Here is a 19,103-nt window from a genome sequence, read left to right as displayed (position 1 = left end):
CAACATATTTCCGTGTTTTCACTCCCGGGTTTGGCCAGTCGCCCCAGATTGGGCTATGCTGAGCCTGCGTCGAGGGCGAGTATGAGGCGTCAGGAGGCTAGCGTGGGACACCACCGACGGACGGGGCTGCATCCATGATGACGTTACCGCGACTGGCAGCTGAATCCCTGGAGAAGCTGCTGGGCACGTTCATGCGGCGTCGGTATGACGAGAGCGCTGCGAGTATAGTCGAGAGCGCAACCCGCACGGCGATGGAATGCATCGGCAACAGCGATGCCCTTTACCATAACATCGAGCATACGATGCTGGTGACGCTGGCGGGCCATTCCATCCTCAGCGGCCGAAGCCTCCATACCCACCTGACGGCTGAGGACTACGTCCACGTCCTGATCGCCTGCCTCGCCCACGATATCGGCTATGTGCGCGGCCTGTTCGAGGAGGATGACATCGACGGCTTCGTGATCGATGCTGCCGACACCAAGATCTCGTTGCCGCGCGGTGCGTCGGACGCCAGCTTGATGACGTATCACGTCGACCGCTCGAAGCTCTATGTGACGCGGCGGTTGCGGCACATTCCGGGGCTCGATCCTGAACGCATCGCGCGCGCCATCGAGGGGACGCGCTTCCCGGCCCGCGAGGGCCAGGAATATGACGACGAGGCGTCGATCCTGCGCGCCGCCGACTTCATCGGGCAGCTCGGCGATCCCAACTATCTGCGCAAGGCCAATGCACTCTATTACGAGTTCGAGGAGGTCGGCATGAATCGCCAACTCGGCTACGACTCGCCCGCCGACATCGTGAACCGCTATCCGCAATTCTATTGGAACAGCGTCGCGCCGCACATCCAGACCGAGATCGGCTATCTCAACAAGACCGAGATCGGCCGGCAGTGGATCGCCAATCTCTACAGCAACGTGTTCCGGGCCGAACGCGAGATATCGCTATCCGGACCGCAGAAGTAGGGCTCTTGTAGCCCGCATGGAGCGAAGCGGAAAGCGCCGCCGCCGGCGCTTCTGAATCCTGAGCGGCCAAAGCCTGATTTTCGCGATCGCAGGAACTTTTCGCTGTCGCCGTCGTCCAATCCTGAGCTGCGCGTTGAGGTGCCAGGGAGATGACCATGACCGAGGACAAGAAGCCGGGCGGACCCGACCTGACCAGGGGCGTGTCGTTGCGCGAGTTCAAGGATGGTAAGCTGCTCGGGCATGTCGGCGAGGAGGACGTCCTGCTGGTGCACGCCGCCGGCGATGTGTTTGCAATCGAGCCCGAATGCAGCCATTGGCATGGTCCGCTGGCCGAAGGGCTGGTGGTCGGCGACACTATCCGCTGTCCCTGGCATCACGCCTGCTTCTCACTTCGCACCGGCGAGGCGACGCGTGCGCCGGCAATCAATACGCTGGCAGTGTGGGAGGTGACGCGCGATCAGGACAGGATCATGGTCCAGCGCAAGCGCGATATGCCGAAGCCTTCGGCGTCCCACCGCACCGCGCCAACGCCGGAAAGGTTCGTCATCGTCGGCGGCGGCGGGGCCGGTTTTGCGGCGGCCGAGATGCTCCGGCGCGAGGGTTTTGCCGGCAGCATCACGATGCTCAGCAGTGACGGCGCGATGCCGACCGACCGGCCGAACCTGTCCAAGGACTATCTCGCCGGCAATGCGCCGGAAGAATATCTGCCGTTGCGCCCCGAGGACTACTATGGGGATGCCAGCATCGATCTCCGGCTCAACACCAACGTCTCGGCGATCGATCCGAAGACGCGCAGCGTGACGCTCGGCAATGGCGACAAGCTGCCGTTCGACCGGCTGCTGCTCGCGACGGGCGCAGAGCCGGTCAAGCTCCAGATCCCCGGCGCCGATCAGCCGCATGTCCACACCTTACGCTCCGTGGCCGACAGCCGTGCCATCATCAAGGCGGCGGGCAGCGCGAAGCGCGTGCTCGTGATCGGTGCGAGCTTCATCGGCCTCGAGGTCGCGGCGTCGCTTCGTGCGCGCAAGCTCGAGGTCCATGTGGTCGCGCCGGAGGAGCGGCCGATGCAGAAGGTGCTCGGTCCCGAGATGGGCGATTTCATCCGCAAGGTTCACGAGGAGAACGGCGTCAGCTTCCACTTGAAGGACACCGTGGAGAAAATCGACGGTACCCGCGCCACGCTGAAGAGCGGCGCCGTGATCGAGGCCGACCTCGTCGTGGTCGGCATCGGCGTCAAGCCGCGCCTTGCGCTGGCAGAGCACGCAGGGCTCGCAGCCGATCGGGGCGTCAGCGTGAGCGAATATCTGGAGACCAGCGTCGCCGGAATCTTCGCCGCCGGCGATATCGCGCGCTGGCCCGATCCGCATTCGCGGCAAACCATCCGCGTCGAGCACTGGGTGGTGGCGGAGCGGCAGGGCCAGACCGCGGCGCGCAACATGATGGGCAAGCGCGAGCGCTTCGACGCCGTGCCGTTCTTCTGGAGCCAGCATTTTGACGTCGTCATCAATTATCTGGGCCACGCCGACAGCTACGACCACATTGAGATCGACGGCAGCATCTCCAAACGGGATTGCATGCTGCGATATATCAAGGCCGGCCGCGTGCTGGCCGTCGCCTCGATCAACCGCGATCTCGACAATCTCAAGGCCGAGCTCGAGATGGAGCGGGCGCGCGGGTGAGGCGCCGCATTTGAGGTTGATTTACCTCAATGTTGGCTCCCGCAGGGGCCGCTTGGCTGGCTGTCGTCCCGGCGCGATCGGTGCTATCCTGAGCTGTGCGCTGGGGCTTCACATGCAGGAGTGGCCGTCATGACAAGCGCTTCGGATACCTCTCCCAACCTCGGCCTGGGCTCGGGCATTGCCGCGCTGCACGCCAAATGGGGCTGGATCGTCGCCCTCGGTGTCGTCTATCTCGTCACAGGCTTCGTCGCGCTCGGCAGCATGGTGATGGCGACGGTCGCAAGCGTGATCGTGGTCGGCGCCATGATGATCGTCGCAGGGTTCACCGAGGTGATCGGCGCCTTCCAGATGAAGAGCTGGGGCAAGTTCGTGCTCTGGGCCTTGCTCGGCGCGCTCTACATCATCGCGGGCTTCCTGACCTTCGAGAACCCGTTGTTTGCAGCAGCGCTGCTGACCTTGTTCCTCGGCGCCTCGCTATTGGCCTCGGGCGCGGTGCGGCTGTTTCTCGCCTTCAGCATGAAGCGCGAAAGCCCGTGGGTCTGGGTGGCGCTGTCGGCCATCATCACGCTGCTGCTCGGGCTGTTGATCCTGGCACGCTGGCCGGTCAACAGCGTCTATATCCTCGGCCTGTTCCTCGGCATCGATCTGATCATGGCCGGTGCCGGCTGGATCAGCCTGGGTTTCAGCCTGCGGCGGCGTCACTAGCTCGTCAGCAACGCGACGCGAGAACTTCATGGCGCAGGCCTCCAGCCTGAAGAGCGCGCCGCTGTCGCTGCTGCTGCCCGGCATCACGCTCAACACCACGCCGCAGGATTTCCGCCCGATCAAGGACGGCTATATGCGCCAGTTCGACGGCAACGACTGGATCGTGGCGAGCGAGTTGCTGCGCGGGACGTGAGGGGCGGGGTGGGTGAAGGACTCTCTCCTCTCGCTCGGAATCGTAGGGTGGGCAAAGGCGCGCGCTCTTCGCGCGCCGTGCTGCTTACCTACCCCACGGCCCGAACCTGAAATTCACGCCCGCCATGACGGTATCGATCCGGCGGCTAACGCGAATAGGCTCGATGAAACCAAACGCGTCTTGCGTGTTCAGCGTCTGCGTACCGAAATCCATGTGATTGTATTCCACGAATACCGACCAGTTCGGCGCAAAGAGATATTCGAGACCGCCTCCGATGTCCCAACCTGACCGTGTCTCCGCACCCGAGTTATTTGAGACACCCATTCCGGTGATCGTGTAGTCAAGTTTTGCATGGGTCCAAGCAGCGCCGCCCTTGACATAGATGAGGGCCTGCGGGAGCACCGCATAGCCGACGCGCAAGGTCGCAGTCGTAATCCAGGACGTCTTTGCGCTGAGGTCGAAAACGTTCGGGAATTGGGGATCGGCGGCTCCAGGCACCACATGGTTGCTGCCGCGAAGGTCAGCAGCTTCAAACATGCCTTGGGCGCCGATCACCCATGATCCAACCTGGTAATCGCAACCCACCTGACCGCCGCCGAGCACGCCGGAATTGCGCTCTGACCCTAAGTCGAAGTTTGGCAGCCGATGGGGATTGACGTTGGTATAGTCTTGGCGGTCCCAGCCTCCGCCGACATTTCCGCCGATGTAGCAGCCACTCCAAACGGAAATTGGAGCCGGCGCCATCGGCGCCTTGGTGTAAGCCCGTGTGCCAAGATCGGCGCTCTGGGCCGCCGTGGCGGATACAGCGAGTGCAGCCAGCGCAATACCGCTGAAAATCCGAAAAGACATGCAGCCTCCATTCATCAAAAACGCTCGAAGTAAAAATCCAGCTATTGGATATACCAGAGGCCCACCGAGCGTGCGTCTTTTCATCCTCCCATCAGGAGACGTATTTGAAACTCTGTTGCTGCGATGTTACACGGCCCGGGGCGTCACTCAGTGGACTTTTCGGACATCTGTCGAGCCGACGACATATGGGCTGCGCTTGGCCCCAAGCCTAACGGCCCATGGTGCGTTGTCCTGTCGGCTAATCGCAACAAACCGGAAATCCGCATCGTGATGTCCATGATAACCCTCCGCGAGATAACCGCTGCAACTGTGCGGGTGGTTTGCGCCTTGGAAACCAGAGAGGAGCAGAAGCGCTTTGTCGCCCCCAACGCACTCTCAATAGCGCAAGCATATTTCGAGCCGCGAGCCATCTTCAGGGCAGTATACGCAGACGAGGTACCGGTTGGCTTCGTGATGTGGAAGCCAGCCGATGAGGCGGAAGTTGCCTATCTTTGGCGGTTGATGATCGACCATAACCACCAAAAGATGGGCTACGCAAAACAGGCGATCACGCAGCTGATCAACCTTCTCCGCGATGCTGGCTACCGACGAATGCAGACGAGCGTCGTGCTCGGCGATGGCGGTCCGCTAGACTTCTATCGTTCGATCGGATTCGTTGAGACTGATGCGATGCTCGCAAACGGGGAGCGGGTTCTAACGCGCAGCTTGTAGAATTCCGTACGAGTCCGCAGCCGCTTCATCCGCATCGGCGACGGTCCGGACCAAGTCCACCTCGCCGCAATCGGCAAGGAGCTGATCAAAGCGCGGCGGGGTGATATGCAGATGTCCCGAAGTTCCGCGCCATTGCCGTTCTCACGGGCGTTGCGCGATGAGCCCTCACCGCTGAGTACGTAAGACTCCGGGGATCAAGACTCATCGCTCCAGGTGTCATGTTGCTGACTCATTCCCTGTCTTAGACAGCGACAACGAAAACACGATGCGGGAACCGCTCAGGTTCTCGCAATGGTTCCGCAAGCCAGGGGTGGCACGAATCCGCAAGAGACTGGCGCAAGTCGAAAAACGCTGACGCGTTCGCTTGGCCATGTTCTGCGGCATCGGGAACCGTACGAAAAATCAAAGGAGATATAATGGTGTTCCGCTCGAGCGCCGCAATTTGCGGCGCCCTGGTTGCGCTTGCCGTTTCTGTGACCGTTGCCCGCAGTGAAACAAGTGGGGTTCATTCAAGCACCGTCGTCGATGCCGCCCGTGGAGATGTGATCGTTGGCGCAGCATCGACATATAATCCGTTCAAGCCCGGCAAGGAGGAGGGTGGCCCGAGAACAGCCTCCGGCGAGCGTTATGATCCCTCAGTCTGGACAGCCGCCATCAAGACGGGCTTGCGTCAGAAATTTGGCGGGGTTCAGTTCGGCGCAAGACCGAAATTTGCACTCGTCGAGGCCGTCGGCAAGAAGGTCATCGTCAAGATCAATGACGTGGGGCCGCTCAGGCCCGGCCGCATCATCGATCTCAACGAGCGGACGATGCGCCATTTCGACCCGAGCATGGAGCTTGGAGTCCTTCCTCAGGTCACCGTCAGGCCGCTGTCCGGCGACGATTGGACTCCTGGGCCGGTTGGCTGAACGTTGTAGCCGAAAAAGGCATGGCACAACGGGTTGGAATCATGCCGCCGTGGGCTTTGCTTTCTTTGAGACCGTTGCTCTGCGTCGCCCATTGCAGGCCGCAGCATGCCGATGGATGATGAGGCATGGCAAGCCGGCAACCCACCCTCATCGTTTTCGGCGGCCTTCCCGGCACCGGGAAGACCACGCTCTCACGCGAGCTGACGAGACGGTTTGCTGCGACCTATATCCGCGTCGATGCGATCGAGCAGACGCTGCGCGCGGCGGGCCATGACGTCGGCCAGATGGGCTACGTCATCGCCAATGCACTGGCGGCCGAGAACCTGCGGCTCGACCGCGTGGTGGTCGCGGATTGCGTCAATCCGGTGCCGGCAAGCCGCGATGGCTGGCGGCAAACGGCCCTGCAAGCATCGGCGCGCATCGCCGAGATCGAAGTGATCTGCAGCGACGTGGCTCTGCACCGGCAGCGCGCGGAAGCGCGCACGTCCGACATCGCCGGCCTCAAGCTGCCGAGCTGGCACGACATCGTCAGTCGCCATTATGAACCATGGGATCGCGACCATCTGGTGCTCGATACCGCCAGTGATTCGATCGATCATCTGCTCGAACGGATGGAGATCTATCTTCGCGACGAAACCGGTTGAGCTGGGTTCCGCCCCACAGCGACATTTTGTCCGCGCCAACCCCGTCATCATCCGTTCAAAATCCGTTGCTAGTCTCCCACGTGACGATTGGTTCGCCGGATGTACGCGGACTGCATCGCAAGCCTCGGCCCTCGTGCCGGGGCTTTTCGTTTGGACGCACATCAGCGCGACTAGCCGCGCTTTCTTCGCGCTTCGTTGTAGCGGAGCGCGTCGACGATCACCTTGAATGCAGCCGAGTTCTGCCGTGAGGTCGGATAGTAGATGTAATAGCCGTCGAATTTCGGCGACCAGTCGTCGAGCACGATGACGAGCTCGCCGGACCGGACGTGCCGCGTCACCATATCTTCGGGAAGATAGGCGATGCCGAAGCCTTTGATTGCGGCTTCGATCATGGCGCGGGAGTCGTTGAAGGTCAGTTGCCCCTCGACCCGCACCCGGAGGTCGGGACCTTTCTTGGCGAACTCCCATACATAATGACCGCCGGCCGCCGCGCGCCGCTTGATGCAGACATGCTTCAGGAGGTCCTGTGGATGCTTCGGCTTCGGATGCTCTTTCAGATAGGCGGGCGAGGCGACCGCGACGAGCCGCCAGTCCGGACCGATGCGCACCGCGATCATGTCCTTCTCGACGCTCTCGCCGAGGCGGATGCCGGCATCGAAGCCGTCCTCGACGATGTTGCGGAAGGCCGTGTCGAGGCTGAACTCGACCTTGATGTCGGGATATTTCGTCAGGACTGGCACCAGCTTCGGCCAGACGGCCTTTTCCAGGGCATGGTCCGAGAGCGTAATCCGGATAGTGCCCGACGGCTTGTCGCGCAGGGACATCAGTGCGGCGATATCGCGTTCGATCTCCTCGATGCGCGGCGCAACCGATTGCTGGAGCCGCTCGCCGGCCTCGGTCAGGCCGACGCTTCGTGTCGTGCGCGTGAGAAGCCGCAGGCCCATCTGCGATTCCAGGCGCTTGATCGTGTGGCTCAGCGTCGACTGCACGACGCCCAGTTTCGCGGCGGCCTTCGTGAAGCTGCGCTCGCGGGCGACAGCCACGAAAGCCAGCAGATCGTTGAAATCCTGAGCGGCCATGGGCCGCCACTATTCATGGCTCACATCGATTAATGCAAGCAAATTATATCGGCTAATCGAATGCCGTCGGCGGCGCTATGTGTTGCCGTGACCAGCGCCGGTGTGGGCGCTTCGCGACATATGGATCCCCGATGGACGTCACGACAAATCAGAAGACGATGCAGCCAGTGGCCGCGTGGAGTGCAGTTTTTGCACTGTCGCTCTGCGCCTCGACGCTGGTCGCAGCCGAATGGATGCCCGTCAGTCTGCTGACGCCGATCGCGGACAGTCTGCATTTGACCGAAGGCCAGGCGGGGCAAGCCATTTCCGTATCCGGCCTGTTCGCGATCCTCACCAGTCTCTTCATCTCGGCCGCGACGCGCGGTGTCGATCGTCGGTCCGTCTTGTTGTGGCTGACCGGCATCACCCTCGTCTCCGGCATCCTCGTTGCTTTTGCGCCCAGTTATGCGGTCTTCATGGTCGGACGCGCGCTGGTCGGCATGGCCGTCGGTGGCTTCTGGTCGATGTCCGCCGCGACGATGATCCGCCTCGCGCCGGACAAGGATGTGCCGCGTGCACTTGCGCTTCTCAATGGCGGCAATGCCCTCGCGACGACGATTGCCGCGCCTCTCGGCAGCTTGCTCGGCCAGTACATCGGTTGGCGCGGCGCGTTCTTTTGCGTCGTGCCGATTGCAGCGATGACCCTGCTTTGGCAATTCTTCACGTTGCCGCGCATGCCGAGTCAGCAGCGGGCAAGCGCGGCGGCGGCGTTCAAGGTTCTGCGCCGCCCTGAAGTTCCCTACGGCATGCTCGCAGCGGCGCTGTTCTTCCTCGGGCAGTTCTCACTCTTCACCTATCTGCGGCCGTTCTTCGAAATGGTGACGCGCGTCGACGCCACGACCATTTCGGTTCTGCTGCTCGTCATGGGCGTGGCCGGTCTTGTCGGCACGTCACTGATTGGGCTCGTCATCCGCCAGCGCCTTTATTCGTCTCTCGTCTTGATGCCGTTCGCAATGGCCGTCGTGGCGGTCGCATTGACGGCTTATGGTTCCTCACTCGGCGCAACGGCTGCACTGATGTTCCTGTGGGGCTTCGTCGGTACGGCGGCGCCCGTCGGCTGGTGGACGTGGCTGAGCAGCGCATTGCCTGACGACGCGGAAGCAGGTGGAGGCTTGATGGTCGCGGTGGTTCAGTTTGCCATCACGATCGGAGCCGCCGGCGGCGGCGTGCTGTTCGACGGTGGCGGTTATCGCGCCACCTTTCTGTTCAGCGCCGTCATCCTCGCGCTCTCGTCCTCGGTCATCCTGTTTGGAATCTTTCGTCGGAGAGCAAGAACCAACTCGCAATGCGCGGCTTGTGCCTTGTGACGCGGCTTCGCGCGCAATGTTTGAAACACTGACAGCAACGGAGACACAACATGCAAATCCGGCAAGCAGGCTCCCAGGCATCGGTCCGGGCTCCGGCAGAGTATTTCACCGGTACGGTCCGTATCGATCCCTTGTTTCCGGCCATCGATCCGTCTCGCGTCGCCGGCAATCACGTCACCTTTGAGCCCGGCGCGCGCACTGCATGGCACACGCATCCTTTCGGCCAGACGCTGATCGTCACGTCCGGCCGCGGCCACGTGCAGCGCTGGGGCGGTCCGATCGAGGACATCCGACCGGGCGACGTGGTCTCGTTCGAGCCCGGCGAGAAGCACTGGCATGGCGCGTCAGCGAACACGGCCATGAGCCATATCGCCATCCAGGAAGCGCTCGACGGCAGCCCGGTCGCGTGGATGGAAAAGGTAACAGACGAACAGTATGGCGCGGCCGCCGCCAACGGAGACCAACAATGAAGGCAACCGTCCTCTACGGACCCGGCGATGTCCGCTACGAAAGCGTCGACGACCCCAGGATCATTCGCCCGACCGATGCCATCATCAAGCTGTCGGCCACCTGCATCTGCGGTTCCGATCTCTGGCCCTATCGTGGACTACAGCCCAGTGAGGGCCCTGCGCATATGGGGCATGAATATTGCGGCGTGGTCGTCGAGATCGGCGGCGCGGTGCGGACGATCAAGCCCGGCCAGTTCGTCGTCGGCTCGTTCTGCCTTTCGGACAATACCTGCCCGCATTGCAAATTCGGTTTCCAGTCGTCGTGCGAGCAGCGTGAGTTCATGTCGGGCGCGCAGGCGCCTTACGCGCGCGTCGCGCTCGCTGATGGCACGCTGGTCGCGACCAGCGAGATGCCGGGACGCGATCTCATCCCGCATCTGCTTGCGACCTCCGACGTGCTCGGGACCGGCTGGTACGCCGCGGACGCCGCGAATGTGAAGCAAGGCTCCGTGGTCGCGGTGGTCGGCGACGGTGCGGTCGGCCTCATGGGTGTGCTTGCAGCGAAAGAGATGGGCGCGGAGCGCATCATCGCCATGAGCCGCCACAAGACGCGGCAGGATCTGGCCCGGGAGTTCGGCGCCACCGATATCGTCGTCGAGCGCGGCCTCGAGGGCATCGCGCGCGTCAAGGAGCTGACCCGGGGCGTCGGTGCCGACTCGGTGCTCGAATGCGTCGGCACGCAGGAAGCCATGTCACAAGCGCTCGAATGCACGCGTCCGGGCGGCACGATCGGCTATGTCGGCGTTCCCCATGGCGTGACCTTCGATGGCCAGGCGTTGTTCTTCGGGCAGCGGCGCATGCTGGGCGGTCCCGCTCCGGTGCGGCGGTTCCTGCCCGATCTCATGGATCGGGTGCTCAATGGACGGATTCAGCCGGGCAAGGTGTTCGATCTCACGCTGCCGATCGACCAGGTTGCCGAAGGCTACAAGGCGATGGACCAGCGCCGCGCGATCAAGACGATGCTGACGGTGTGACGGCGGGGCAGGGCGCTGTCTATCGGGAGCGACTCTGCAGGCTCCCGATCAGCCGCCCAACCAGCTCATCGATTTCGCCCAGCGCCGTTGGCGGATCGAGGAATTCCTCCGGACTGATTTTACGAATCCGATTGTTTCGCGATCGCATAAGCGTAGGGTCCTGTCGATCACGCTGCCAGCTCGTACGACGACGTGAAATTGAGGTCTCTGACTCTTAACTCTTGCGAGGAGGACCAAAATGTTCGCGCACATCCCGACAGTATTGCTTACGTTGCCGCTGATTTTCAACGTCGCCGACACCGTGCCGAACTTCAACATTCAACGGGGCTGCAAAGTCGACAGCGCGTCGGCTTCCGATCCCAATGCCGGTATGGCCGCAACAATCAAGCGGTGTGTGGACGACGAGCAGCGGGCGAAGGATCAGCTTCAGACCCAATGGCCGGGTTTTTTGGCGTCTGACCGCGCTATGTGTATGTCGGTGGCCGTTGGCGAGAAGGCAGACGACAATGCGATGCCGCCCAGTTACGTCGAATTGTTGACCTGTCTTCAGGATCAACAATTTGCGCGAAAGCTTCCCAAGAACTGATCGTACTGCATCGCGACTGCTCCGAACTTCGGCCGTCCGGTTTGATTTAAATCAACACGCGGAATTTCCACTGACCGCCGCACGCGTGAGTGCGAGGACAAACATGCTTGCTTCCACAGCGTGTTAGGCGCAATGTGCGGTAGCAGACAATCGTCCGGACCATTGATGTCTATCGGACGATGATTCAAATCGCTCTAGCATTCTTCGATGTTCAATTGACGTCTGGCGCGCATTGAGGCGCCGGCCATGTGATTGATCGACGGCCGCTTCCTGGCGCGCCGTCAGGACGAGCGTAGTTTTGTGTGCCTTGGCAGGATTGTGCGTATCATGAGTCTCTCCGAAGCAGGCACGTGGGCAGTTGCTGAGCGACACGCCGACATGCTGCTCGTTCCCGGCGGCATGTTCCGGATGGGATCGGACAAGCATTATCCCGAGGAGAAGCCGGCCCATCGCGTCGCGGTCGACAGCTTCCGGATCGATCGAACGCCAGTGACGAACCAGCAGTTTCGTGCATTCATTGAAGTGACGGGATACGTCACCTTTGCCGAGATCGCTCCCGATCCGAACGATTATCCGGGTGCATTGCCCCACATGCTGAAAGCGGGTTCGCTCGTTTTCAATCCACCCGATCATCCCGTCGATCTCCGCGACCGCAACTCTTCCGTGGGCAAGCTCGACAAGGCGCTCGATGTCGCTCAGGCGGAGGGCTGGACCATTGTCGACATGAAGAATGACTGGAAGCGCGTATTCGCGTTTGAAGGAAAATGAGACGCCCAATGGCCTGAAAACCGTCTGGCCGTGAAAAAGGACACAACGAAAGTCAGCCGCGTAGCGGCGGCAATCGATCGACGTGTTTGGGATGACAGGCATGACTTCGCCGAATTTGCCGCTCTGGCTTCGTTTTGTCCTGCTGGTCGGAGCAGTTGGTCTTGCGGCAGGCGCGAGCCTGTTCGCTTATCGATACTACACGCGCCCGGTGACCCTGAGCGTGGCGGTCGGCTCCATTGATGGCGAAGCGGCCAAGATGATGTCCGCCATGGCAAGCCGACTCGTCGCGACCAACGCGCCGGTCCGGCTGAAGGTTGTCGACAGCGGCACGGCGCTCGAGGCGGCCAATGCGTTTTCGGCCGGCAAGGTGGACCTTGCCGTGGTTCGCGGCGATGTCGGTGACCTGTCACAAGCGAAAGCCGTGGTGGTCGTGAGCCACATGGTCGTCCTCATCGTTGCTCCGCCGGGATCGACCATCGACAGCATCGACAAATTGAAAGGCCGGCGCATCGGGGTGATCGGCGGAGACACCAATGCCAAAATCGCCGATGTGCTGAGCAAGGAATACGGACTGGATCGACAGAAGGTGTTCAAGGATATCCCTTTGACGGATGCCCGGCGAGCCATCCAGTCCAAGGAGGTTGCGGCAGTGCTCGTCGTGATCCCTTTGGCCCAGAAATATTTGTCACTGGTGCGAGGCTTCTCCCAGCAAGGGCCAAAAGCGTTGCCGATCCTGATCGCGATCGATTCCGCCGCGGCAATCGCGGAAACCGAGCGTGCCTATGAGAGCTTCGACGTCCCAAAGGGCACCCTGCGAGGAGCGCCGCCAGTCCCGGACGATGACCTGACAACCTTGAGGACTTCACTCTATCTGGTTGCGAACAAGAAGCTTGGTTCCGATCTGGTCGCCACGCTCACCCAGACGATCATGAGCGTCCGCAGGGACCTTTTGGCCGAGGATCCGATTTTCGCGCAGATCACAGCGCCCAGCACCGACCAGGATGCCTACCTTCCGCTGCACCCCGGGGCGGCGGCCGTCTACAACGCCACCCAACAGAGTTTCATGGATGAGTACGGCAACTGGATTTACCTCACGCCGATGATCCTGGGAGGCGCTGCGACCGTCCTCGCCGCGGCCTGGAAATTCCTGGGACTTGGGAGCCCGAAAAGCGAGGGTCCGCTGGATTCCCTTTATGCGCTGGGGCGCCGTATCCGAAAGGCCGGCACCGAAGCCGAACTCTCCGACATCGAGGAAGAGATCGACGGTATCCTCAGCGCGCAACGCGCCAAAGCAGCGCGCGGAGACGAGAGTGCGGTGGACGACGCGACGCTGAATGTCGCCGCCCATAGGCTCGAGAGCTTGGTCCACGATCGACGAGCGATGCTTGCGAAGAAACCTGCAGTGGCCTGTGTAGCCTGAGCGACACAGAGGAGTCGTTATGAATTAGTTGCCGCTGCGAACTCCCGCAGCCATCGCCCTTTTATGCGCCGGCTTTCTTTCGACCACCGCGACGGTTTCGAGGGCCGATGAAAGCGGCACCAGTTTTTAGCTTCCGGGCATATTTGGCAGTCTCGCGACCGCGCCGGGGCAGCCGGGATGGGCGTTCGCGACGGTTTATTATCATACATCGGTCAGTGCTGGTGCCGATGTCGCGCGTTCCCGCGGACTTCAGATCGGCAGCCTGAATCCGAACCTGAACGTCAATTTGAATGCGACCCTGAAAGCCGATGCTGACCTCGCATTGCTCGTCCCGAGCTACACGTTCGCAACTCCGGTTTTAGGTGGTCAGTTGGCGGTACAGATGGCAGCGATCGTCGGGCGCAACGGCGCCACCGTCAACGGGACACTATCCGTTTCGCTGCCGCCCTTCGGCTTGGTGTGAACCGACAGCATCGGCGATTCCGTCACTGGCTTCGGCGACCTCTATCCGAAGATGATGCATGGGGGCTCTTCATTTTGAAGCGCGCATGAACGCGGATATTCGCACTATCGCTGGCGGCTCTGCAGGCTCCCGATCAGCCGCCCAACCAGCTCATCGATTTTGCCCAGCGCCGTTGGCGGATCGAGGAACTCGATATCGTCCACGTTCCAGTATTCGACGCGATGGGCAACGCCGGCAAAGCGACGCTCGATCATGGGGCGATGCTCGGCATACTTCAGCGCGACCACGAGCGCGGCTTGCGCAAAGTCGTCGACCGTGCAGAGCGCCGGACCGCGCGCAGCGCCTCCCGGCGCGATGCCTTTCGCTTGCAAGGCATTCAGCGTGTAGGGCGACATGGGCCCCACGTTCTCGGGAAAGAGTTTTGCGGCGACGGCGCGCGAGAAGGCGTGCCAACCCAGCCCTTCGAGCCCGGCCTGATGGTTGAAAATCTCCTCGGCGTAGCGGCTTCGATAGTAGTTTCCCGTGCAGAGAAACAGCACGCGATTGGTCTTGTTCATCAAGTCGTGCTTCCACCAACGATCTGCCACATGCCAGAGCAGTCATGTGGCCCCGCAATCCGAAGAAGTTAACACGGTCTCGCGCCGATAGACACGTGGCTCTTTGAGCCGTCTTAGCAGCGCAGCCGCGTAACCACCTGTGGCAGTGACGCCAGGAGCAGCACGGCGCAGACGCAAAACAGCACAATATCCTTGAACAGGAACTCGCCCGCCAGATTCCAGGCCATCGGGTCGGTCGAGATGCTCCATTTCACGACGCCAGGCGTGGTGAAAAAGAACGACCAAGTGACGGCGAAAGTGACCGCCCCCATCAACGATCCCAGCGCTGAGAGGATCGGGCTGAACGCACCGGCAGCCAGCAAGGCCGCAATCACGAATTCAGTGACACCGAGGACATAGGCTCCGCCCCTCAATCCGAAGACCGATAGCCACGAGACAAGCGGGCTGTTGCTGATGAATTGCGCGATGCCCTGGGCCGACTGTAGCGTGAACTTCTGCATGCCGAACGACACGAAGATCACGACCATGACCCAGCGCAGGATCGCCAGCGGTCGATAGGACCCCGCCCCATCCTCTGCGATATGGAAGGTTGCTCTCGCTAGCTCTTTCATTTGACCGGCCCTTGACGATGCATTGTTGGCAGTACGGCCGCACTCCCGGGCTCGTTACGCGCGGCCGGAAGCGTCTCAGTTCACGATTGTGTGCGGCGCGGCCGGGCTCGGATCACGAAAATTGTCGTTGGACATGGGAATTATTGATCCCGAAACGTAATAATGGCCGGGCGCCCGCGAACTCTCTCTCGGGTTGGAATTGAATGCGGAGGACGAAATGCTCGGTGAGGTGATCGTGATTGGAGACCTCAAGCTGCGGGACGGCGCATCGGGCGACGAGTACGATCGCCTGGGCGAGCGCATGTATGGAATAGTCAGCGGCCTTCCCGGATTTCTGTCTGTGAAATCATTCAAGGCGGATGACGGGGAGGAGATCACCGTCTTTCGCTTCGCCTCGGAGCAGGCGCTCGAAGGCTGGCGGACCCATCCCGACCATGTCGAAGCCATGAAGCGAGGTCATGCCGAATTCTACGCCAGCGGATTCTTGCAGATATGCAAGGTCATCCGCGAAGTCGGCCCGTTCGAGCATGGGTGATGAGGCCCGGGCCGTACCAGATGGCATCCTGGGAACGCGTGTCCCCGGTTGTCTCTGGGCGCCCCCTGGGGTTCGGTTCGGGGAGCATCGCCATGGTGACATCATGCCGGTGTTTTGCCCGACGTGTCAAACAAATTTCGTAAAATCAGCAGCCGTGTGACGCTGGCGGTCAGGCCATTGACAAGGCTCACCCTGCCTACTGTGCATGGGGTTGTTTTCGCGTGTTGGGTTTAGGCGGGCCTGCTCTGTGGACGGCGGCCGCTCGATCACCCCGCCTTGGCAACGCGGCTGTCCGAGCGCAAGTTCTGGAAGAACTTTTCCACCTCGCGCGACAGCGTGTCCGCCGTCGCGCTCACGCTGCTTGCGGCCGTCAGCACCGAGGAGGCCGCCGTGTCGGTCTCGCCGATGGCGTCGCGGAGCGAGGTGATGCTGGCGACCAGCGTCTCGTTGCCCTGGGCTGCGCTCTGCGCGTTGGAGGAGATCTCGCGCGTGGCCTGGTCCTGCTGGCCGACGGCGCCGGCAATCGCGGAGGTGACCTCGTTGATCTCGCGCACAGCGCCGCCGATCTCGCGGACGGCATCGACCGCGCTGCGGGTGGAGGACTGGATCATCGCGACGTTCTCGCCGATGTCGGCGGTCGCCTTCGCGGTCTGTCCCGCCAGCGCCTTCACTTCGTGCGCGACGACCGCAAAGCCGCGGCCGGCGTCACCGGCGCGCGCAGCCTCGATGGTGGCGTTGAGCGCGAGCAAATTGGTCTGCTCGGCGATCGTCTGAATGAGGGTCAGCACGCCGTCGATGCGCTGCGTGGCAGCGGCGAGGCTCTCGATCTCGGCGATCGATTTCTCGGTGCGCTGGCCGGTCTGCTCCACCGCGCCCGCGGATTGCCGCACCTGGCGGCCGATCTCCTCGACCGATGCCGACAGCTCCTCGGCGGCACCTGCCACCGCACTGACGTTGTGCGAGGCCTGCTCGGTGGCGTTCGCCGCCGTGCCGGCGCGGCTGCTCGCATCCGCGGTGACGCGGGTGATGGTCTGCGCGGTCTCGCGCATGACGGTGGCGTTGTCGCTGAGGCCGCGCATGATCGCGCCGATCGCCTCGCGGAACGCTTCGACCGACTGCTCGATGTGGTGCGCGCGCTGCTCGCGTGCCGCGGAATCCTGCGAGACCTGCGAGGCGAGGTTGCGGTTGCGCCCCATCGCGTCCTGGAACACTTCGATGGCGCGGGCCAGTGCGCCGATCTCGTCGGCGCGGCCGGCGTGCGGCACCACGACATTCTCGGCGCCGTCGGCGACCTGCTTGATGGTCGCGGTGATCGCGGCGAGCGGCCGCGCGATCGAGCGGGCGATGATGATGATGCCGATCACGACCAGCGCCAGCGCCACGCCGGCGAGGCAGGTCAGCACGAAGGACAGAGTACGGTTGGTCTCGGTCTCGCGCGCGATCTGCCTGGCGCGCTCGGCATAGACCTTGGAGAGCGCCTCGAGATCCTTGTTCAGCGCCGAGCGCACGGCGCGGTTGGCGTCATTGTCGCCCCATTCGCGGCCCGCGGCTGCATTGATCTCGACGCCGCGGCGCACCAGCTCCTTGCGGAAGTCGACGAACTGCTCGATGCGCTTCTTGAAGGTGGCGAACTGCTCGGCGTCGTCAGCCTTGACGATGCTCTCCCATCCCTTCACGACATTCAGGATTTGCCCGTTGAACTTGAGCAGGCCATCGCCGTATTTCTTCACGACCGCCGGTTCGGTCGACATGTAGACGCCGCGCGATTCCATCACGACCGCATAGACCAGCGAGTTGACGCGCTCGACGTTCAGCGCCGCCGCATTCGCCGTCTCGATCGCGCTGGTCAACTCGGCGCCGCGGCGGCTGTTGTAGTCCGACAGCATCGCGATCGCCGCGATGAGCAGGGCGAACAGCGCGAAGATCGCATAGAGCTTGGTGGCCAGCGAGAAACGGCCTGCCAGGCCGGCGGTATTCCCAGATCGGTCTGATGTCATGGTGCGGGGGCCCGAATGGCCAGGAGTGGCCGGACTGCGCGGTCTTCTAAAATTGATGCAAAACTATGCAGAATGAAGATGGACGCAGCGTTAACGCGGCCGTTGGCCCCCCTTCGCCCCAGGTCGAAAGAAAGGTAAGATATTTCAGCGTCTTGATCCGAAGGTATAGTTTCAAGATCGCCTTGGAGTCGGTCACTGGCCGACGAACCCCGGAGGGACCTTTGGTCTACCGCCACGCCATCGACGCCACGACCTACACCTTTCCCGACCTGCGCGACCTCCTCGCCAAGGCGACGCCGCCGCGCTCCGGCGACCGGCTGGCCGGCATTGCCGCAGGGAGCGCCGAGCAGATGATCGCCGCGCGGATGGCGCTGGCGGACGTCCCACTCGGTCAATTCCTTAACGAGGCCGTCATCCCCTATGAGGCCGACGAGGTGACCCGGCTTGTCATCGACAGCCATGACGCCAAGGCGTTTGCCCCCGTGGCCTCGCTGACGATCGGAGCCTTCCGCGACTGGCTGCTGTCGGACGTGGCCACGGCGGAGGTCTTGCGCAAGCTCGCGCCCGGCATCACGCCGGAGATGGCGGCGGCGGTATCGAAGCTGATGCGCAACCAGGACCTGATCCTGGCGGCGCGGAAATGCGAGGTCATCACCGCCTTCCGCAACACCATCGGCCTGAAGGGCCGGATGAGCACGCGGCTGCAGCCCAACCATCCCTTCGACGATGCCAGGGGCATCACCGCCTCGATCCTCGACGGCCTGCTGTTAGGAGCCGGCGATGCCTGCATCGGCATCAATCCGGCAAGCGACGATCCGGCCGTCATCGCGCAATTGCTGCGGCTATTGGACGAGATCATCGCGCGGCTGAAGATTCCGACCCAAGGCTGCGTGCTGACCCATGTCACCACGACGCTGGCGCTGATCGGGCAGGGCGTGCCGGTCGACCTCGTCTTCCAGTCGGTCGCCGGCACCGAGGCCGCCAATCGAAGCTTTGGCATCGACCTCGCGCTGCTGAAGGAGGCGCAGGCAGCCGGGCTGTCGCAGAAGCGCGGCACGGTGGGCGAGAACGTGATGTATTTCGAGACCGGCCAGGGCTCCGCGCTGTCGGCCAACGCCCATCACGGTGTCGACCAGCAGACCTGCGAGGCGCGTGCCTATGCGGTGGCTCGTGCCTATGCGCCATTGCTGGTCAACAGCGTGGTCGGCTTCATCGGTCCGGAATATCTCTATGACGGCAAGGAGATCATCCGGGCGGGGCTGGAGGATCATTTCTGCGGCAAGCTGCTCGGCCTGCCGCTCGGCACCGACATCTGCTACACCAACCATGCCGAGGCGGACCAGGACGACATGGACAATCTGCTGACGTTGCTTGCCGCCGCCGGCGTCACCTTCATCATGGGGGTGCCCGGCGCCGACGACGTCATGCTGAACTACCAGTCCACCTCCTTCCACGATGCGCTCTATGTCCGCGACGTCTTCGGCGCGGCCCGAGCGCCGGAGTTCGACGACTGGCTGGTCCAGACCGGAATTGCGGGCGCCGACTTCCGGCTTGCCGGTGATGCAGGCCTGTTGCCCGATTTCGCCTCCCGGTTGATCGCGTGACGC

The 19,103-nt window shown here is 62.5% G+C and carries 20 protein-coding genes and 1 pseudogene; 16 read left to right on the top strand and 5 right to left on the bottom strand.

Features of this window, described 5'->3' with window-relative positions:
- Positions 1-134 precede the first annotated feature (134 nt).
- The 4 genes from FXB38_RS17565 (at position 135) to FXB38_RS17550 (ending at position 3,539) form a co-directional block, all read left to right on the top strand.
- Positions 135-962: a 3',5'-cyclic nucleotide phosphodiesterase gene (locus FXB38_RS17565; RefSeq protein ID WP_148752115.1), complete on the top strand. Its 828-nt coding sequence runs from the start codon at positions 135-137 to the stop codon at positions 960-962.
- 155 nt (positions 963-1,117) lie between these two features.
- Positions 1,118-2,641 carry an FAD-dependent oxidoreductase gene (locus FXB38_RS17560; protein ID WP_187434949.1) on the top strand — a complete coding sequence of 508 codons (1,524 nt, stop codon included), beginning with the start codon at positions 1,118-1,120 and terminating at the stop codon, positions 2,639-2,641.
- A gap of 129 nt (positions 2,642-2,770) precedes the next feature.
- Positions 2,771-3,346, top strand: a complete 576-nt coding sequence (locus FXB38_RS17555; RefSeq protein ID WP_187434948.1) for an HdeD family acid-resistance protein — start codon at positions 2,771-2,773, stop codon at positions 3,344-3,346.
- Between the two features lie 28 nt (positions 3,347-3,374).
- Positions 3,375-3,539 (top strand): hypothetical protein, encoded by a 165-nt coding sequence (locus tag FXB38_RS17550; protein WP_488226224.1) that lies wholly within the window; start codon positions 3,375-3,377, stop codon positions 3,537-3,539.
- 84 nt (positions 3,540-3,623) lie between these two features.
- Here FXB38_RS17550 and FXB38_RS17545 read toward each other — a convergent pair whose 3' ends face one another.
- The gene (locus FXB38_RS17545; protein ID WP_187434947.1) at positions 3,624-4,388 is read right to left on the bottom strand and encodes an outer membrane protein; all 765 of its coding nucleotides are present in this window, start codon (positions 4,386-4,388) and stop codon (positions 3,624-3,626) included.
- A gap of 270 nt (positions 4,389-4,658) precedes the next feature.
- On the opposite strand from FXB38_RS17545, the gene FXB38_RS17540 reads away from it, so the two are divergent.
- The 3 genes from FXB38_RS17540 to FXB38_RS17530 all read left to right on the top strand — a co-directional run bounded on the left by FXB38_RS17540 (position 4,659) and on the right by FXB38_RS17530 (position 6,651).
- Entirely contained in the window at positions 4,659-5,099 is a 441-nt protein-coding gene (locus tag FXB38_RS17540) for a GNAT family N-acetyltransferase (protein WP_148752111.1), read from the top strand.
- 416 nt (positions 5,100-5,515) lie between these two features.
- The gene (locus tag FXB38_RS17535; protein ID WP_148752110.1) at positions 5,516-6,007 is read left to right on the top strand and encodes a septal ring lytic transglycosylase RlpA family protein; all 492 of its coding nucleotides are present in this window, start codon (positions 5,516-5,518) and stop codon (positions 6,005-6,007) included.
- Between the two features lie 125 nt (positions 6,008-6,132).
- Entirely contained in the window at positions 6,133-6,651 is a 519-nt protein-coding gene (locus FXB38_RS17530; RefSeq protein ID WP_148752109.1) for a P-loop nucleotide/nucleoside kinase family protein, read from the top strand.
- Positions 6,652-6,821: 170 nt separating this feature from the next.
- Here the strand turns inward: FXB38_RS17530 and FXB38_RS17525 are convergent, their stop codons facing one another.
- Entirely contained in the window at positions 6,822-7,730 is a 909-nt protein-coding gene (locus tag FXB38_RS17525) for a LysR family transcriptional regulator (protein ID WP_148752108.1), read from the bottom strand.
- Positions 7,731-7,861: 131 nt separating this feature from the next.
- Here FXB38_RS17525 and FXB38_RS17520 point away from each other — a divergent pair, with 131 nt between their 5' ends.
- The 7 genes and pseudogenes from FXB38_RS17520 to FXB38_RS42775 all read left to right on the top strand — a co-directional run bounded on the left by FXB38_RS17520 (position 7,862) and on the right by FXB38_RS42775 (position 13,796).
- A complete protein-coding gene (locus FXB38_RS17520; protein WP_148752107.1) occupies positions 7,862-9,076 on the top strand; it encodes an MFS transporter in 1,215 nt (404 codons plus the stop codon).
- A gap of 50 nt (positions 9,077-9,126) precedes the next feature.
- A complete protein-coding gene (locus FXB38_RS17515) occupies positions 9,127-9,546 on the top strand; it encodes a (R)-mandelonitrile lyase (RefSeq protein WP_148752106.1) in 420 nt (139 codons plus the stop codon).
- A complete protein-coding gene (locus tag FXB38_RS17510) occupies positions 9,543-10,559 on the top strand; it encodes a zinc-dependent alcohol dehydrogenase family protein (RefSeq protein ID WP_148752105.1) in 1,017 nt (338 codons plus the stop codon). Before FXB38_RS17515 ends, FXB38_RS17510 begins: the two co-directional genes overlap by 4 nt.
- A gap of 238 nt (positions 10,560-10,797) precedes the next feature.
- On the top strand, positions 10,798-11,145 hold the full coding sequence (locus tag FXB38_RS17500; protein WP_148752104.1) for a hypothetical protein: 348 nt from the start codon (positions 10,798-10,800) through the stop codon (positions 11,143-11,145).
- A 378-nt stretch (positions 11,146-11,523) separates the two neighbouring features.
- Positions 11,524-11,796, top strand: a pseudogene (locus FXB38_RS17495) (SUMF1/EgtB/PvdO family nonheme iron enzyme); the annotation flags it as partial.
- Positions 11,797-12,013: 217 nt separating this feature from the next.
- The gene (locus FXB38_RS17490) at positions 12,014-13,333 is read left to right on the top strand and encodes a TAXI family TRAP transporter solute-binding subunit (protein WP_148752103.1); all 1,320 of its coding nucleotides are present in this window, start codon (positions 12,014-12,016) and stop codon (positions 13,331-13,333) included.
- A gap of 286 nt (positions 13,334-13,619) precedes the next feature.
- Positions 13,620-13,796, top strand: a complete 177-nt coding sequence (locus FXB38_RS42775) for a hypothetical protein (protein ID WP_187434946.1) — start codon at positions 13,620-13,622, stop codon at positions 13,794-13,796.
- Positions 13,797-13,900: 104 nt separating this feature from the next.
- Here the strand turns inward: FXB38_RS42775 and FXB38_RS17485 are convergent, their stop codons facing one another.
- The gene (locus FXB38_RS17485) at positions 13,901-14,353 is read right to left on the bottom strand and encodes an arsenate-mycothiol transferase ArsC (protein WP_148752102.1); all 453 of its coding nucleotides are present in this window, start codon (positions 14,351-14,353) and stop codon (positions 13,901-13,903) included.
- Between the two features lie 113 nt (positions 14,354-14,466).
- A complete protein-coding gene (locus tag FXB38_RS17480) occupies positions 14,467-14,964 on the bottom strand; it encodes a YkgB family protein (protein WP_148752101.1) in 498 nt (165 codons plus the stop codon).
- 217 nt (positions 14,965-15,181) lie between these two features.
- On the opposite strand from FXB38_RS17480, the gene FXB38_RS17475 reads away from it, so the two are divergent.
- The gene (locus tag FXB38_RS17475) at positions 15,182-15,499 is read left to right on the top strand and encodes an antibiotic biosynthesis monooxygenase family protein (protein WP_148752100.1); all 318 of its coding nucleotides are present in this window, start codon (positions 15,182-15,184) and stop codon (positions 15,497-15,499) included.
- Between the two features lie 266 nt (positions 15,500-15,765).
- Here FXB38_RS17475 and FXB38_RS17470 read toward each other — a convergent pair whose 3' ends face one another.
- Positions 15,766-17,496 carry a methyl-accepting chemotaxis protein gene (locus tag FXB38_RS17470; RefSeq protein WP_148752099.1) on the bottom strand — a complete coding sequence of 577 codons (1,731 nt, stop codon included), beginning with the start codon at positions 17,494-17,496 and terminating at the stop codon, positions 15,766-15,768.
- Between the two features lie 221 nt (positions 17,497-17,717).
- On the opposite strand from FXB38_RS17470, the gene FXB38_RS17465 reads away from it, so the two are divergent.
- Positions 17,718-19,100, top strand: a complete 1,383-nt coding sequence (locus FXB38_RS17465) for an ethanolamine ammonia-lyase subunit EutB (RefSeq protein WP_187434945.1) — start codon at positions 17,718-17,720, stop codon at positions 19,098-19,100.
- Positions 19,101-19,103: the final 3 nt, after the last annotated feature.

It is taken from the genome of Bradyrhizobium cytisi, from assembly GCF_008123515.1.
Lineage (GTDB): Bacteria > Pseudomonadota > Alphaproteobacteria > Rhizobiales > Xanthobacteraceae > Bradyrhizobium > Bradyrhizobium cytisi.
This window is presented reverse-complemented; position numbering and strand designations above follow the sequence as displayed.